The following is a 16,579-nucleotide window of genomic DNA, read 5'->3' as shown; positions in this document are numbered from 1 at the left end:
GCAATGAATACGGCGCGAATTATGCGACTCTGATGCGCCGTTTATGGTTCAAATTTAATCTGAAAATAAGAACAAAGCAAGAACTTAATTTATGTCTTTTCCGCAATTAGAGCGCTGTGTGCCAGACCTGCACACAAAGTTCGCTCTAACACTTTTAAAATTAGAAGCATAATTTCACTTTAAACCGATCCCAGCTTAAGGAATTATGCTCTAGCTTTTGCGTTTCAAATGCTCATCAAGGCGCGGCATGATTTCAACGAAATTGCACGGACGGTGGCGATAGTCGAGCTGCTGGGCGAGAATACCGTCCCATGCATCGCGGCAAGCACCGCCGGAACCCGGCAGGACAAAAACAAATGTCTGGTTGATGAGACCGGCAGTTGCGCGGGATTGGATCGTGGAAGTGCCGATCTTGGCATAGGACTGCTGATGGAAGATAACCGAAAACCCGTCCATACGCTTGTCGAAGACCGGCTCCAAAGCGTCAGGTGTTACATCGCGTCCGGTGAAGCCGGTGCCGCCGGTGGTAATCACCACATCAATCGCCGGATCTTTGGACCATTGCACAACCAGCTCGCGGATTTTTGCAGCGTCATCAGTCACGATCTGCCGGTCACGCAACAGATGACCTGCCTCTTCAATACGGGAGGCAAGAAATGCACCGGACGTATCGGTTTCTAGTGTCCGGCTGTCTGAAACCGTCAGTACCGCAATACCCACCGGAATGAACGGACGTTCGGCTTTGGCTGTATCGGACATGGCTGTCTCCGGTTAAATCTTGTCGGGCAGGGTCGTGGTTGCGCAGACAAACCAATGCGGATTTTGCTGTTGCAAATGCATTGCCGCCTGTTGCGCCTGATCCGCTGTATCATAAATGCCGAAGCAGGTCGCGCCTGAGCCGGACATTTGCGCATATTGTGCGCCGCTGTTCCGCAAAACCTGCAGAATTTCCGGTAATTGCGGTGCAAGCTCTGCAGCGGGTGGCAGCAGATCATTGCGGGTTGATTGCAGGAAGTTGCAAAGCTCCGCCTGACTATTCAAGCGCGTCAGTTCCGGTAGTGCAGGATTATCACGCTTCTGCATATGTTTGAAAATTTGCGGCGTGGAAATTGCTGTTCCGTCATTTACCAGTACAAGCGACAGCACCGGCAGGCCGGACAACCTTTGCACATCTTCACCGATACCCTTGGCAATCAATGCGCCGCCACAGAGCTGACCATGCAAACACATCGGCACATCGGCGCCAAGCTGCAGGCAAATTTGCTCAAGCAACGCCTGTTCCGCTTCGATATTCCACAGGCGCATGAGCAGTGCCAGCACTGTTGCGGCATCGCTTGACCCGCCGCCGATACCGGAGGCAACCGGGAGATTTTTCTCCAGATGAATGGCAACGCCGGAGCTGTGCTGCGGAAAATGCGCGCGCAGAAGATCACGCGCTTTTAAAACAAGATTGTCGCCATTGGCTGGCAGCCCCGCACCAAAGCGGCCGGAAAGCGTAAAACTGTCTTCCTGCGCAAGAGACACTGTGAGTTCGTCACCATAATCGGCAAAGGTAACAAGCGTATCCAGCAGATGATAGCCGTCCTCGCGCCGTCCGGTCACATGCAATGCCAGATTAAGCTTGGCATAGGCTGTGGCGCGAAGATGTGAGGCAGTCTGTTGGCTCGCTGCCTGTGAAGCTAAAATATCTGGCATGCTTAAGGATCAGTCTTTATCTGCCGGACGGTAAACACCGGTTTTCGGGTCGCGTACCAGTGTGCCGCTGGCACCTGTGCGGGCTTCCTGTTCGGCCTGACGGACTTTCTGGGAAACACGCGCCGCTTCGCGCTTGAAGGAGCGATAGCCATAGATCGCAGCTGCAACCAGAAGGATCAGAAAAATCAGCTGTGGCATACCGGCTCCTTTCCGGAAAAATAACATGCCTGTTGATTTAATCAGGCTGTAACCTCGTTTCAAGAAGCTCTTATAGCATCTTATTCTGATGATATTATGATAACATAAGCCTGTTACAGGCCATAGCGTGACCAAAGAGCTTTTTCTTCGAGTACATTCATCAGGCTTTCACCTGCTGCGCCAAGCATTTGCGCATGAGAAATACCGCCGGTATTTTTACGTCCCAGCAGTCCGCGCGAAGGCTGGATCAGATTAAGCTTGGTTTTTTCGCCATAGAGCTTGCGCAGATGCGAGCGCATATCATCAAGACCATCAATCAGCCCGAGCTGCAAAGCCGTAATGCCTGTCCAGAACTGACCGGTGAAAAGATCGTCATTGTCCTGCAATTTATTGCCGCGGCGCTCTTTTACCATATCAATAAAAGTCTGGTGAATTTCCAATTGCAGCGCTTTGATATGTTCGACATCCGATGCTTTTTCCGGCTGAAACGGATCCATCGTGGCTTTGTTTTTACCGGCTGTGTGCACGCGGCGTTCAACGCCGATTTTCTTGATGAGTTCGGTAAAGCCAAAGGAAGCGGAAACCACGCCGATCGAACCCAGAATGGAAGACGGATCAGCAATAATTTCGTCTCCGGCAATAGCGATCATATAGCCGCCGGAAGCCGCCACATCCTCAACAAAGACATGGACTTTCTTGTTCTTTTCTGCGGCCAGATCACGGATGCGTTTATAGATCAGCCGTGATTGTACCGGTGAGCCACCGGGGGAATTAATACTCAGCGCCACAGCGGGACTGTGCTTATTGGCAAAGGCTTTTTCCAGCTGAACAGCGATGCCTTCGAGCGACAGATTTTGCCGTAAAGGGCTGTTGCCGGTCATGATCGCACCGCTCAGCCGGACAACCGGAATTTCAACACTGGAAGCCCGGAAGCGACGCGGGATAACACGGCTGATGAGTGACGGCACTGAAAATCTCCGGTGTGAAAAAGCAGACGATAAAATAGTTTTCACCCGCTGTTATAGCCACAGCGGGTGAAAACTGAACCTGTTATTTTACAACGCGGTTGCGTGTGGAAATGCGCAGCAATGCCCAGCCACAAACGGCGGAGAGCAGAGAACCAAGCAGAACACCAATCTTGGTCTCGCTGTGCAGCAGGTCATTGTCAAAGGACAGCAGGCCGATGAACAGGCTCATGGTAAAGCCGATACCGCAGAGCAGTGCCACGCCATAGAGCTGTGTCCAGCTTGCGCCCATCGGCTTGGTGGCAATCCCTGCGCGGATAGCAATCCATGCGGCACCGAAGACACCAAACTGCTTGCCGACAAACAGGCCGAGCGCAATACCGAGTGTGAGCGAGTCACCAAGGATCGACGGACTCATGCCGGCGAAGGAAACGCCTGCATTGGCAAAGCCGAAGATCGGTACAATGACAAAGCCGACCCATTTTGCCAGCGCATGTTCCAGCGTGTGCAGCGGGGAGCTCATATCATCAGGACGGCCAAGTGCAGGCTTGATCGGAATAGTCAGCGCGGTCAGCACACCGGCAACCGTTGCATGAACACCGGAGCGCAGTACAAAATACCAAAGCACGGCACCAAGGATCAGATATGGGGTGAGGCGCATAATGCCCATCTTGTTCAGAATAAACATCAGCGCAAAAATACCGGCAGCACCGGCGAGATAGAGCGTGGCAATATCGGCAGTGTAGAAGACGGCGATAATGGCAACGGCGGCAAGGTCGTCGAGAATAGCGAGTGTCGCCAGAAAGACTTTCAGACTGGTCGGAACGCGCGGTCCGAGCAGCGACAGCACACCGAGTGCAAAGGCAATATCAGTCGCCGAGGGAATAGCCCAGCCGCGAATGGTTTCCGGATTTGACCAGTTAAAACCGGCAAAAACCAGTGCCGGAACAATCACGCCACCAGCGGCGGCAATGCCCGGTAAAGCACGGTTCGACCAGCTGGCAAGCTGGCCGTCGAGAAATTCACGTTTGATTTCGAGGCCAACGAGAAGAAAGAAGACGGCCATCAGCGCGTCATTAATCCAGTGCAGAACGCTCATCGGGCCGAGCTTGCTCTCCAGAACCTGAAAATATGTGGCTGCAAGCGGCGAATTAGCAACGATCAGAGCCAGAGCAGCGGCAATCATCAGAGCGATACCGCTGGCGGATTCACTGTCGAGCCAATGGCGGAGCGTTGAGAAGGGGCGCTTGGTCTGGCTTTGTGTCATCCGGTATCGGCCTTTTTCTTTGCGGGCAGCGTTTTGACAACGCTCAACCCTTGATCTGTCCTCAGAGTTCCGCGCTTTAAATAGAGCGAAAGACCTGTTCGGACAGTCCGTGTTTTCGGGAAAATGTGCTCCGTCCTCCTGAACAACAACCGTTACAGGTTGTCGCAACCATTAATGAGGCTTTCTGCACGTGGCGTAAATTCATGGCCGGAACTTTTATGCAAAATTAACGGCGGCGCAAGGAAAACCGGAGCGCGGCTGCCTTTTATGCCCGTAATTACGACACGGATGGCCGGTTCATCCGGTCTGGCATAGAGCGGAAGAATTGCGATGCCGCCAAAACGGCGCTCCATCGCAGACAGAATTTCATTCAGATTGGCGGGGCGTGCGATAATCGCAATATGTCCGCGCGGACGTAAAATGCCCGATGCCGTGCGTATCCAGCTTTCAAACATGCCTTCATGCATCACATGCGCCTGTGCCTTTAAATCGTCCGGCGTGGCACGGTCATGGCTTTGGTTGAAAGGCGGGTTCATAATCACATAGTCAAACTGATTATCAGCCAGCCCTGCTTCATGACGGGCAGGGCCGGTCATGGTTACATCAGCCTGCAGGCATGACAGACGGCCATGCAAATGGGCATTTTCGGACAATGCGCAGGATTTTTCCGCATAGAGCAGCATTTCCGGTGAGCGCTCAATCAGGGTGACATCTGTGTTTGCGCAGCGCGCAGCTACGGCCAGTCCTGCCGCACCGGCACCGGCGCCAAGATCCGCAACTTTACCTTTGAAATCCGTTGGCACCGCACTTGCCAAAATCATGGCATCAATCCCCGAACGGTGACCTTTTGCGGATGGCTGCACCAGATAGAATGCACCACGGTGAAAGGCATCGAGAGTTTCGCCATAGGGCAGAGAGCTGAACGGAGCAGACATAAAGACGGCAGTTTCCTGACTTGTTGCAGACTGAAAGCGATCAAACCGGCTTTAACCGATTCTGTATAGAGGCGGTGAAAGCCGCAATTCTGTTTGCTGACAGCAATTTGACATCTTATATCAGCAGAATATGCTTTATTGTGTTGTGTTGCGGCTCGCAACACTTGCCTTTAGCACGGCTTTTGGTGCATTTGACGCTTGAGCATAAAGGCCGCCTTGAATAATGTGTGGCTATAAAACGGGTCTCATTATCAGGCCGCGTGAACTGGAGATATGGCATTGGGTGTGGTTCTCAATCTCGATGAGAAAAAAAATCAGCAGGCGTCCATTCAGAAGCTGGTTGATCTGACGAAAGCGGATATGGGACGTGTCAATGCGCTTATCCTGTCCAAGGCCGGTTCTGATGTTGAGATGATACCGGAAGTGGCCAATCATCTGATTTCATCGGGTGGTAAGCGTTTGCGTCCGATGATGACACTCGCTGCTGCAGCCATGTTCGGCTATGAGGGCGAAGGTCACGTGCAGCTCGCAACCAGCGTTGAATTCATGCACACTGCAACGCTTCTCCATGATGATGTGGTGGATGAGAGCGATCTGCGCCGCGGCAAAAGCACCGCGCGGATGATCTGGGGCAATCAGGCCAGCGTTCTGGTCGGCGATTTCCTGCTTGGTCAGGCTTTCAAAATGATGGTGGATGTCGGCTCGCTCGACGCGCTGGATGTGCTGGCAACCTCGGCTTCGGTGATTGCCGAAGGTGAAGTGATGCAGCTCGCCGCCGCTAAAAACATGGAAACCACGGAAGACGAATATCTGGCCGTTATCAAAGCCAAGACTGCGGCGCTGTTCTCTGCTGCTGCCGAAGTTGGTCCGATCATCGCCGATGCACCGCGTGCACAGCGTCTGGCACTGCGCTCCTATGGTCTCAACCTCGGCCTCGCTTTCCAGCTGATTGATGATGCGCTGGATTATGGCGGTTCGGCTGCGGATCTCGGCAAGAATGTGGGTGATGATTTCCGTGAAGGGAAAATCACCATGCCGCTGTTGCTGAGCTATCGCCGTGGTTCCGAAGACGAACGTGCTTTCTGGAAATCATCCATTGAGCAGGGCAATAATGATGATGAAGCCTTGCAGAAGGCTATCGGCCTGATGACCAAGCATGGTTCGATTGCCGATACCGTACAGCGTGCCCGTCATTTCGGCGAAATCGCTCGTGATGCACTGGCACCGCTGCCGCAGAGCCCGCAAAAAGATGCTCTGATTGATGTGATTGATTTCTGCATCAGCCGTGTAAACTGATTATTGACCGGTACCGGCGCATATTTCCGGTACCGGACTTTGAAATACCCTTTTCTCCGGCCATATAAAAACCACGACATGGCCGGATAGTGTGTTTGTTTCGGAAATAAGCCAGACCAGAGCATTTCCAGCAAAAGTGGCAACCGGTTTTGCGTCAGGAAATGTGTAAAATAAAGAGATAGAGCATTCCTTATGTTTCAAAATTGGAAATGCTCTATAAATGCAAGGGGAAATGCCGATGCGGCGGAATACAGTTAAAGCGCGTGCTCTGGTTTTCGCTTTGATGGCAGGGGCGGCTTTCACAAGTGGTGTCTCCGGCGCGGCCTATGCTGCATCTGCGGCAAAGACAGCGGTGGCGACAGACGAGCCGGTGATTGTCTCGCGTGCAGGTTCTTTCCCTGGTGCTTATCTGGCCGGTCGCATTGCCGAGATCGACAATAATCTTCCTGTAGCCATCGCTTATTATCGTCAGGCACTGGCATTTGATCCGTCAAACCAGCCGATGAAGCGTGACCTGTTGCTGTCCTATCTGACCGACGGTCAGCTTGATGAAGCGCTGCCCTTTGCCCGTGCGCTCAAAAATGAGCCGGAAGTCGAGCGTTTCTCCCGTATCATTCTGGCGATCAAGGCTTTCAACGACAAACATTACCGCACTGCCCGCACCAATCTGAAGCTCACGCAGCAGTCAGAGATGGATCGCTTAGCAACCGGCCTGATGACGGCATGGACATTCTACGGCGAAGGTCGCCCGAAAGACGCGCTGGCAGCAGTTGATAAGCTTGACGGGCCGGTCTGGTACGATCTTTTCAAAACCTACACATCGGCATTGATTGCAGACAGCGCCGGTCAGACCAAGGCTGCGGATAAGTTTTATGCGCAGGCCGTGGCTGATAAAGAAGGCGGCAGCGCTGCACCCGATACTTATGAGCGCATCATTTACGCCTATGCCGATTTCAAACAGCGTCAGGGCGATAAAGCCGGTGCAATCAAACTGGTGGAAGATGCCGAGCAAATTCTCAGCGGCCGCGTGATCCTACGCGAAGTACGCCAGAAGCTTGAAGACGGTGAAAAGCTCGATCCGCAGATGCGCAGTCCGCAGCAGGGCGCGGCTGAGGTTCTGTATTCTTTGGGCACCGCGATTAACCGTGGCGGTGCTGAGGCTTTTGCAACTATTTATCTGCAAATGTCCGGTGAGCTGCGCGAGAATAATGACGCTACATTGTTCCAGCTTGGCGATATTGCTGCCAAACTGCGCCAGCCGGAAAAAGCGATTAAATATTACGGCCGCGTTGCGGATAAATCGCCTTATAAGCGCGATGCGGAAATGCAGCTGGCGCTTAATCTGGCTGAAACAGACAAGCCGGATGAGGCGATTGAGCATCTGAAAAACAATTTGCGCAGCAATGATAAGGACAACCGTTCCTATCTGGCGCTGGGCGGTGTTTATGCTCAGAAAGAAGACTGGGCAAATGCGGCAAAGACTTACGATCAGGCCGTTGCGGAACTTAAATCACCTGTACGTCAGGACTGGCCGGTTTTCTATCAGCGCGGCATTGCTTATGAGCGTCTGAAACAATGGGATAAGGCTGAGCCTAATTTCCGCAAAGCGCTGGAACTGTTTCCAAACCAGCCGCAGGTGATGAATTATCTCGGCTATTCATGGGTCGATCGCGGTGAAAATCTGGAAGAAGCTTTGCAGATGATCCGCAAGGCTGTCGAGATGCGTCCGCAGGACGGTTATATCGTCGATTCCCTTGGCTGGGCCTATTACAAGCTTGGCCGTTATAATGAGGCCGTTGTCGAACTGGAAAAGGCAGTCAAACTGCGTCCGGAAGATCCGACAATCAATGATCATCTGGGTGATGCCTATTGGCAGGCGGGGCGCGGGCTGGAAGCGACTTTCCAGTGGAACCATGCCATCGCCGGTAAGCCTGAAGCGGCAGAGCTGGCCAAGATCGAGAAGAAGCTGAAGCAGGGGCTGACACAGACGGCGGAAGCTGATGTGAAAGATATTGCGCCGGCAAAGCCTGACACGGCACCGGAGAAAGCACCGGATGCTAAGCCTGCCGATCCTGCTGCCAAGCCATAATGCCTTGCTATCCGGCTTTAAGTCTTGACCGTTTAACGCGGAATAATTAGGACAAACTATCTGTTTTTCGGCGGAGCTGAGCTGTTATGGCTCAGCTTTCACCGTTTTCACCACGCATGATTTGCAAGAAGATCAGTTTTGATCGCCGATCTCGCCAAGAATGCTCCAATGAGGCCTTCCCGTGACTCGTATCGTGACCAGCACATTGCCTGAACACCTGCATCCGACCCGCTCTTTTCAGGGCTTTATCATGGCGCTCCAGCATTACTGGGCGCAGCATGGCTGCACAATTTTGCAGCCTTACGATATGGAAGTCGGGGCGGGTACGCTGCATCCGTCCACTACTTTGCGCGCTCTGGGGCCAAAGCCGTGGAATGTTGCCTATGTGCAGCCGTCACGTCGCCCGAAAGATGGCCGCTATGGTGAAAACCCGAACCGTATGCAGCATTATTACCAGTATCAGGTTTTGCTGAAGCCAAGCCCGCCGAACCTGCAGGAGCTGTATCTCGGCTCGCTGAAAGCGATCGGCATTGATACCGATCTGCATGATATCCGCTTTGTTGAGGATGACTGGGAAAACCCGACGACCGGCTCTTGGGGCTTGGGCTGGGAATGCTGGTGCGATGGTATGGAAATCTCGCAGTTCACTTATTTCCAGCAGGTTTGCGGTATTGAATGTTCGCCGGTTGCCGGTGAACTGACCTATGGTCTGGAACGTCTCGCTATGTATGTGCAGGGCGTGGACAATGTTTATGACCTGAACTTCAATGGTCTCGAAGGTGAGGACAAGGTCACTTACGGTGACGTGTTCCTCCAGACCGAGCAGGAATATTCCCGCTACAATTTCGAGATCGCCAATACCGATATGCTGCACCAGCATTTCATTGATGCGGAAGCGGAATGTAAAGCGGTTCTCGCTGCAGGTGCGCCACAAGAAGGTGCAACAGGGAACTTACATAAGTGCGTTTTCCCTGCTTACGATCAAGCGATCAAAGCCTCGCATATTTTCAATCTGATGGATGCCCGTGGCGTTATCTCGGTAACCGAGCGCCAGAGCTATATCCTGCGCGTGCGCAATCTTGCGCGCCAGTGCGGTGAAGCCTTCCTTCAGACCGATGCCGGTGGCGTCAACTACAAGAATGAGACACGCTGATGCCTGATTTGTTGCTTGAACTTTTCTCGGAAGAAATTCCGGCACAGCCGTCCGCCCGCAACGAAGTGAGGACGGACAAAACAAAAAATGAGCATGCGGAGGGCGCACGCTGATGCCTGATTTACTGTTAGAATTGTTCTCCGAGGAAATCCCGGCGCGCATGCAACGTAAAGCTGCCGGTGATTTGAAGAAAATGATCACCGATGGTCTGGTTGAAGCCGGTCTGACCTATGAGGCGGCAACGCCTTACTGGACACCGCGTCGCCTCACGCTGGATATTCGCGGTCTGACCGTGCGCTCAAAAGACGTGCATGAAGATATCAAAGGCCCGTCCGTTTCTGCACCTGAAGCCGCAATTCAGGGCTTCCTGCGTAAAGCTGGTTTGAGCGATATTGCGCAGGCGCATGTGCATTCCGATCCGAAGAAGGGCGATTTCTACGTCGCCCACATCACCAAATCCGGACGTGCTGCGGAAGAAATCATCGCGGAACTGGTACCGAATGTGGTGCAGAATTTCCCGTGGCCGAAATCCATGCGCTGGGGCAAGGCCTCAGCACAGTCGGGTGCAATGCGCTGGGTGCGTCCGCTGCAGTCGATCATCTGCCTGTTTGGTCCTGAAACCGAAGAAACCGTCGTGGTGGATTTTGAAGTCGGCGGCGTGCGCTCCGGCAACACTACACGCGGTCACCGTTTCATGAGTGATGGTCAGTCGATCACCGTGCGCCGCTTTGACGATTATGTCGAAAAGCTGGAAAAAGCGCATGTGGTGCTCGATGCTGAACGCCGCAAGGAAATCATTCTCACCGATGCCCGCAATCTGAGCTTCGCTTCCGGTCTGGAACTGGTTGAAGACGAAGGCCTGCTGGAAGAAGTGTCCGGTCTGGTTGAATGGCCGGTTGTGCTGATGGGGGAATTTGAGGAAGAGTTCCTCTCCATTCCGCCGGAAGTGATCCGCCTGACCATCCGTGCCAATCAGAAATGCTTTGTCACCCGCAATCAGGGTGAGACAGATGCACTTTCCAACAAGTTCATTCTGATCTCCAATATTGCTGCCCGTGACGGCGGCAAGGAAATCGCTTTCGGTAACGGCAAGGTTGTGCGTGCACGCCTGTCCGATGCACTGTATTTCTGGCATACCGATCAGGCAGATATGCCGGATATGGACAAGCTGAAAGCCTCGGCTTCTAAATTCGCGCTTGATCTGGCTAAGCCGCTCGATCAGCGCATGGCGCGTCTCGATGCGCTCAATGTAACCTTCCATGCCAAGCTCGGCACGCAGGGTGCGCGCGTGGCGCGTATCAAGGCGCTTGCTGAGGCAATTGCACCACTGGTCGGCGCAGATGTTGCGCTGACTGCCCGTGCAGCTGTGCTGGCTAAAGCCGATCTGCAGACAGAAGTCGTTGGCGAGTTCCCTGAATTGCAGGGCGCAATGGGGCATAAATATGCGCTGTTGCAGGGTGAAGATGCTGCTGTCGCAACAGCACTTGAAGATCATTACAAGCCGCAGGGTCCGTCCGACCGTGTGCCGCGCGATCCGGTATCGGTTGCCGTAGCATTGGCTGATAAGATCGACACCCTGACCGGTTTCTGGGCGATTGATGAAAAGCCTACAGGCTCGAAAGATCCTTATGCGCTGCGCCGTGCAGCCCTTGGTGTTATTCGTCTGATTTTGGAAAATGATGTTCGATTGTCGTTAATTAATGTAGCGAAACATGCATCTAATCAACATCATGTTGCTTTATATTATAAAGGAACAACTGAAACGGTTGAGAAAATTTCTGAACTTAAGGCTGAGAAAATTTCAGAATCGTTGGTGGATGACTTGGCGACATCATTTGTCAGCTCCTCAGTGAAAGCTATATCTGATAATTTTGATGACATATCATTCTTACATGAGGGCGTCATTTTAGAGAATGTTGCTGATCTGCTGTCCTTCTTCCATGACCGTTTCAAGGTCTATCTGAAGGATGAAGGTGCACGTCACGATGCGATTGATGCAGTCCTGTCAGCCGACGCTGATAATCTGCTGCTGGTTGCCCGTCGTCTTGAGGCGCTGATCGTTTTCATCAATGAAGAAGACGGCAAGAATCTGCTCGCCGGTACCAAACGTGCAGCCAATATTCTCGGTGCTGAAGAGAAAAAAGGCACTGTTATTGCCACCAATGTTGATGCCGCACTCTTCAATAATGAAGAAGAAAAAGCATTGTTTGCTGCGGTGCAGTCGGCAGAAACCAAAGCTGCTGCGGCCATAGTCAAGGAAGATTTCTCGGCTGCTATGTCGGCTATGGCCGAGTTACGTGCGCCGGTTGATGCCTTCTTTGACAAGGTCATGGTCAATGATGAGGATGACGCTATTCGCGCCAATCGTTTGGCACTGCTGGCTAAAATCCGCTCGGTGACCGGTCAGGTTGCTGATTTCTCAAAGATCAGCGGCTAACGACAATTGAGAGCCTGAATCAAAAAGCGACAGGCTGTGGCGAAAATGGTGATTTCGAGAACCGGAGCGGAGCGTACTTTGAGGTACGTGAGTACCGGAAGCGCAGAAGTCGCCATTTGCAGACCGGCATGGCGACTTTTGGATCAGGCTCTGTCAGGCCGGAATATCTTTGGCTGCCCAAGCCGCTGTTTCCATATCGCGCAGCTCGGAAATATTGGTGACGCCAGCCTGCTTCACCAATGCGGAGAGTTCTTTGACGATCTCTTTTGGCACAGTCGGCCCGCGATAGATCATGCCGGTATAAAGCTGAACCAGATCGGCACCGGCTTTAATCTTGGTGAGGGCGGTTGCGCCGCTGTCCACACCGCCGACACCGATGATCGGCATGGCTTTGCCGATGCGTTGACGCATTTTGGCAAGCACAATGGTCGAGCGTTCAAAAATCGGTGCGCCCGAAAGGCCGCCGGTCTCTTTGGCTTCTACCTGATTGAGCAGATTGGTACGCGACAAAGTGGTGTTGGAGATAATCAGACCATCAAGCGGATGCGCAAGCGCCACTTCGGCAATATCATCCAGACCTTCTTCGGTCAGATCCGGTGCAATTTTAAGGAATACAGGGCGTTTCAGGGTGCATTTTTCAGCTTCCTGATCGCGGGCTTCCAGAACCTTCTCCAAGAGAATATGCAGGCTGTCTTTGGCTTGCAGATCACGCAGACCCGGTGTATTCGGGGAAGAAATATTGGCAGTGAAATATTTGGCAACGCTATAGAAGCGATGAATACCGGCCACATAATCGGCCACGCGATCTTCGCTGTCTTTATTGGCGCCGATATTCACGCCGACAATACCGCAGCTGCTGCAGCTGTTGCGCTGGCTGAGGCGTTTATAGGCCGCTTCATGGCCTTCATTATTAAAGCCCAGACGGTTGATCACCGCACGGTCTTCAACCAGGCGGAAGATGCGCGGCTTCGGATTGCCAGCCTGCGGGCGCGGCGTGATAGTGCCGACTTCTGCAAAACCAAAACCGAGTTTCAGCAGTGCATCCGGCACTTCGGCGTTTTTGTCAAAACCTGCGGCCATACCCAGCGGATTGGTAAATTTGAGACCGGCAATGGTCTGCTGCAAAGCAGGGTCAAGCGGGGCAGGGCTGGAGAGAACGCCGGTTTTCAGCGCTGCAATCGACAGGCCATGCGCCTGCTCACCATCCATCGCAAAAAGTGCGCGACGGGCAATATTTTCAAAAAAACCGCTCATTGTCCAAGCTCCGGAAACTGATGCTTGCCGTCGCTGTCGAGCGGCAGGTCTTTCACCCAGCGCACCGCAGTGAGCTGAAGATGTGCGTAGAGATGCGGGAAGGCTTTGCCGCCGCGGGAAATTTCATAGCGAAGTTCATCGCCCAACTGGTTTGCATCAACGGCCACCAACAGCAGGTCATCCTGACCTGAAAAATGCTTGGCAGCAGTCTCGGCAACCGTGTCATGGGTGGAAAAGTGGATATATCCATCCTGTAAATCAACAGGGGCACCTGAAAAATGCCCCGCCTTTTCAGCGTCTGCCCATTGGGCGCGCGTGGCGATCTTGTAGATGGTATGATGTGACGGATCACTGTTTGACATGAAAAACGCTATTGTTGTGAACGGAAAAGCTGTTCAGACATTTTATATATCTGGCCGGTTTGGCGCATCCGGCAGCTTTTAAGACAAAATTAAGTCACAAGCCACCTCTAAATTTTAATAAAGGGTTAACGCCATTTTTGCAAATGAGCAAAAGTGCGTTCTGACAGCTCTGTGTTTTTGACAGGATGCACTGGAAAATGCTTGGATAAAACCCATATACCAGGCAGACAGATTAAAGGAGTGGGCAGATGAAGAACCGGTCCGGTATCGCGATTGCGGTGGCAAAAGAAAACAAATCCAAGCTTATCATACGCAGTGCCGTTCTTTCGGCTCTCACGGGTCTGGCTCTGGTTTGGGGTATGAGCCCGTCTCCGGCACAGGATATGCAGCGCTACTCTATGGAGAAAACCGAAGCCGGTATTATCCGTCTTGACCGCCAGACCGGTGAATTTGCTTTGTGTAAGGAACAGGCCGGTAAAATTGAATGTGCTGAAACCAAACCGGCACAGCTCAGCAGTGATGAACGCACAGTGCTTCTGGAAAAACAGGTTGCTGATCTGACCGCGCGTATCGCCAAGCTTGAAAAAAGTGGTGTCGCAAACAGCACCTTGCCAAGTGAAGAAGAGTTCGAAAAAGGGCTCGGTTATATGGAGCGTTTCATGCGGTCTTTCATGGGCGTAGCCAAGAGCCTTGATGAACCGGCACCGGTGCCGAACCGCACATAATTCCTTTCAAAGAAAAAGCGCCGTTTCCGGCGCTTTTTTATTCTCTTAAATTGGTTTTAGCCGATATTGGCAAAGCGGCGTGTCGCTTCGATCAGCTCGTGCGTGATACCCGGCTCAGTCACTGCATGACCACCGTCTTCGACGATGCGCAGATCGGCTTCCGGCCAGACTTTCTTCAGATGCCATGCATTGATGAACGGCGTGCACATATCGTAGCGGCCATGGATGATAACACCCGGAATATGGCGGATACGGTCAGCCAGACGCAGCAGTTGATCGTCGGTATCAAAGAAAGCGCGGTTCTGGAAATAGTGGCATTCGATACGCGCAAAAGCGATGGCGAAGTGATCCTGCGCAAACGCATTTTCGCGTTCCGGATCCGGCAACAGGGAAATTGCCGAGCCTTCCCAGCGTGACCAGCGGCGTGCCGCTTCAATCTGCACCTGCGGGTTCGGATCAGTCAGACGGCGGTAATAGGCCGCCACCATATCGCCGCGCTCGGCTTCCGGAATATGCAGCTGATAGGCTTCAAAGCGATCCGGATAGATGATGCTGGCGCCGTTGCTATAGAGCCAGTCCACTTCAAAGCGGCGTGCCAGAAAGATGCCACGCAGTACCAGTTCGCTGACGCGCTCCGGATGGGTCTGTGCATAAGCGAGGCCGAGTGTCGAGCCCCATGAACCGCCGAAAACCTGCCATTTTTCAACGCCGAGATGAGTGCGCAGACGCTCCATATCCGCAACCAGATCCCATGTGGTATTTTCGCGTAATTCCGCATGGGGCGTGGAGCGGCCGCAGCCGCGCTGGTCAAACAGGATAATGCGATAGGCTGAAGGATCATGCAGACGGCGCATAGTCGGCGAGATGCCGCCGCCCGGACCGCCATGGATCATAATGACCGGCTTACCGTTCGGGTTTCCGCATTCCTCAAAATAAATCCGGTGCAGCGATGAGACCTGCAACATCTCTTCCCGATAGGGTTGAATTTCCGGATAGAGGCTGTGGCGTGTCATAGGTCGTCCTTTTGCGTTATTTTATCTGCGAAGCAATAAGATTTTCTCTTGCATATAGAGCAGGCATCACCCTAACTGACAATACGGCACCATCGCGGCAAAAGCAGAAATCAGACTGTATATTGTACGCTTTGCCTGTAATATTGCATAATGAATATGCATGCCGTCTGCTACAGGCGGCTTTTATTGTGCTGGAAATTGCATTCACCGGTTTTCTCAAGCCGGATTTATCATTGAAATGAAATGCCGGTGGCCGGAGCGCATTGCGAAATTGTGAAGCGCTGAGGTGTGGAAACCAGTTTGTCTGACCGGTTTCTGATCCTGATTACGGATCAGTTCTGTTGCATGTAAAAACAAAGAACAGAGCATTCTTAGGAATGCAGGCGGAGCGGGAAGGGCTCTATGCCTGAAGAAAATGCAAGATGAAAACAGGTCATTTCTAACTTTATCTTTGGTTGTATAAAGAGATAAGGTGCTTTCAGGAGATGATTTGCGGGGAGACTGCTGAGGGGGCAGGCAAGGGGTAGGAAATTTATGGAATTGAATTTTATTATTGCCGACGATCATCCTTTATTCCGTGGCGCATTGCGACAGATATTACAGGACGGTTTTCAGCCTGAGAGTGTGACTGAGGCTGACAATTATCAGCAATTGCAACAGGTTGCAGAAGAGGCACAGGATGTTGACCTGTTGTTTCTCGATCTGACCATGCCCGGTGTCAGTGGTTTATCCGGCCTTATCAATCTCAAGGCGCAGCATCCGCAGCTGCCGGTTATGATTGTTTCCGCCACCGATGATGTCACCACAATCCGCCGCGCCATGGAGCTCGGAGCCTCCGGTTTTGTTTCTAAATCCGCGAGTCTTGAGGAAATCGGCGAGGCCGTGCGCACCGTGCTGGACGGCGGGGAATGGGTATCCGGTGATATGGAACTCGGCGCGGAAAATGATGCGGAGATTGCCGATCTGATTGCCCGTATCCGTGCGCTCACCCCGCAGCAGACCCGCGTGCTCTCAATGCTTGGACAGGGACTTCTGAACAAGCAGCTGGCCTATGAGCTGAATATTTCAGAAGCCACGGTGAAAGCCCATGTATCTGCCGTTCTGCAGAAGCTGGGTGTGGACAGCCGCACACAGGCGGTGATTCTGCTCTCGCGGCTTGGTCCGGGTTTTGCGCTGCTGGATTGAGCCGG

15 protein-coding genes are annotated in these 16,579 nt (G+C 52.8%); 6 read left to right on the top strand and 9 right to left on the bottom strand.

What is annotated here, in order from left to right:
• Positions 1-210 precede the first annotated feature (210 nt).
• The 6 genes from moaB to JNC80_RS00370 form a co-directional block, all read right to left on the bottom strand.
• Complete coding sequence (gene moaB, locus JNC80_RS00395) at positions 211-759, bottom strand: molybdenum cofactor biosynthesis protein B (protein ID WP_151158448.1); 549 nt, start codon at positions 757-759, stop codon at positions 211-213.
• A gap of 12 nt (positions 760-771) precedes the next feature.
• Positions 772-1,695 carry a 4-(cytidine 5'-diphospho)-2-C-methyl-D-erythritol kinase gene (locus tag JNC80_RS00390; RefSeq protein WP_376709142.1) on the bottom strand — a complete coding sequence of 308 codons (924 nt, stop codon included), beginning with the start codon at positions 1,693-1,695 and terminating at the stop codon, positions 772-774.
• Positions 1,696-1,704: 9 nt separating this feature from the next.
• Positions 1,705-1,893 (bottom strand): membrane protein, encoded by a 189-nt coding sequence (locus JNC80_RS00385; protein WP_022711138.1) that lies wholly within the window; start codon positions 1,891-1,893, stop codon positions 1,705-1,707.
• Positions 1,894-2,006: 113 nt separating this feature from the next.
• The gene (locus JNC80_RS00380) at positions 2,007-2,861 is read right to left on the bottom strand and encodes a S49 family peptidase (RefSeq protein WP_376709140.1); all 855 of its coding nucleotides are present in this window, start codon (positions 2,859-2,861) and stop codon (positions 2,007-2,009) included.
• An 82-nt stretch (positions 2,862-2,943) separates the two neighbouring features.
• Complete coding sequence (nhaA, locus tag JNC80_RS00375; RefSeq protein ID WP_376709139.1) at positions 2,944-4,125, bottom strand: Na+/H+ antiporter NhaA; 1,182 nt, start codon at positions 4,123-4,125, stop codon at positions 2,944-2,946.
• A gap of 152 nt (positions 4,126-4,277) precedes the next feature.
• Positions 4,278-5,060 carry a tRNA1(Val) (adenine(37)-N6)-methyltransferase gene (locus JNC80_RS00370; RefSeq protein ID WP_376709138.1) on the bottom strand — a complete coding sequence of 261 codons (783 nt, stop codon included), beginning with the start codon at positions 5,058-5,060 and terminating at the stop codon, positions 4,278-4,280.
• 279 nt (positions 5,061-5,339) lie between these two features.
• Between JNC80_RS00370 and JNC80_RS00365 the strand changes: the two genes are divergently transcribed.
• The 4 genes from JNC80_RS00365 (at position 5,340) to glyS (ending at position 12,035) form a co-directional block, all read left to right on the top strand.
• On the top strand, positions 5,340-6,356 hold the full coding sequence (locus JNC80_RS00365; protein WP_028233681.1) for a polyprenyl synthetase family protein: 1,017 nt from the start codon (positions 5,340-5,342) through the stop codon (positions 6,354-6,356).
• 238 nt (positions 6,357-6,594) lie between these two features.
• The gene (locus JNC80_RS00360) at positions 6,595-8,445 is read left to right on the top strand and encodes a tetratricopeptide repeat protein (RefSeq protein ID WP_376709137.1); all 1,851 of its coding nucleotides are present in this window, start codon (positions 6,595-6,597) and stop codon (positions 8,443-8,445) included.
• Positions 8,446-8,662: 217 nt separating this feature from the next.
• Positions 8,663-9,598, top strand: coding sequence for a glycine--tRNA ligase subunit alpha (locus JNC80_RS00355; RefSeq protein ID WP_210207257.1), 936 nt, complete (start codon positions 8,663-8,665; stop codon positions 9,596-9,598).
• Positions 9,599-9,710: 112 nt separating this feature from the next.
• Complete coding sequence (gene glyS / locus JNC80_RS00350; protein ID WP_376709136.1) at positions 9,711-12,035, top strand: glycine--tRNA ligase subunit beta; 2,325 nt, start codon at positions 9,711-9,713, stop codon at positions 12,033-12,035.
• Positions 12,036-12,188: 153 nt separating this feature from the next.
• Here glyS and JNC80_RS00345 read toward each other — a convergent pair whose 3' ends face one another.
• Together JNC80_RS00345 and JNC80_RS00340 are read right to left on the bottom strand one after the other, a co-directional pair.
• Positions 12,189-13,289, bottom strand: coding sequence for a quinone-dependent dihydroorotate dehydrogenase (locus JNC80_RS00345; protein WP_376709135.1), 1,101 nt, complete (start codon positions 13,287-13,289; stop codon positions 12,189-12,191).
• Positions 13,286-13,651 carry a DUF952 domain-containing protein gene (locus JNC80_RS00340; protein ID WP_376709134.1) on the bottom strand — a complete coding sequence of 122 codons (366 nt, stop codon included), beginning with the start codon at positions 13,649-13,651 and terminating at the stop codon, positions 13,286-13,288. Before JNC80_RS00340 ends, JNC80_RS00345 begins: the two co-directional genes overlap by 4 nt.
• Before the next feature lie 248 nt (positions 13,652-13,899).
• On the opposite strand from JNC80_RS00340, the gene JNC80_RS00335 reads away from it, so the two are divergent.
• Positions 13,900-14,376 (top strand): hypothetical protein, encoded by a 477-nt coding sequence (locus tag JNC80_RS00335; protein ID WP_139316322.1) that lies wholly within the window; start codon positions 13,900-13,902, stop codon positions 14,374-14,376.
• A 56-nt stretch (positions 14,377-14,432) separates the two neighbouring features.
• Here the strand turns inward: JNC80_RS00335 and pip are convergent, their stop codons facing one another.
• Positions 14,433-15,389, bottom strand: coding sequence for a prolyl aminopeptidase (gene pip / locus JNC80_RS00330; RefSeq protein WP_075654379.1), 957 nt, complete (start codon positions 15,387-15,389; stop codon positions 14,433-14,435).
• Positions 15,390-15,923: 534 nt separating this feature from the next.
• Between pip and JNC80_RS00325 the strand changes: the two genes are divergently transcribed.
• Positions 15,924-16,574: a response regulator transcription factor gene (locus JNC80_RS00325; protein ID WP_022711153.1), complete on the top strand. Its 651-nt coding sequence runs from the start codon at positions 15,924-15,926 to the stop codon at positions 16,572-16,574.
• Positions 16,575-16,579 lie beyond the last annotated feature (5 nt).

The sequence above is a fragment of the Pseudochrobactrum lubricantis genome, from assembly GCF_041929865.1.
Lineage (GTDB): Bacteria > Pseudomonadota > Alphaproteobacteria > Rhizobiales > Rhizobiaceae > Pseudochrobactrum > Pseudochrobactrum saccharolyticum.
The sequence above is the reverse complement of the archived record's forward strand: the minus strand, read 5'-3'. Positions and strand labels throughout refer to the sequence as shown.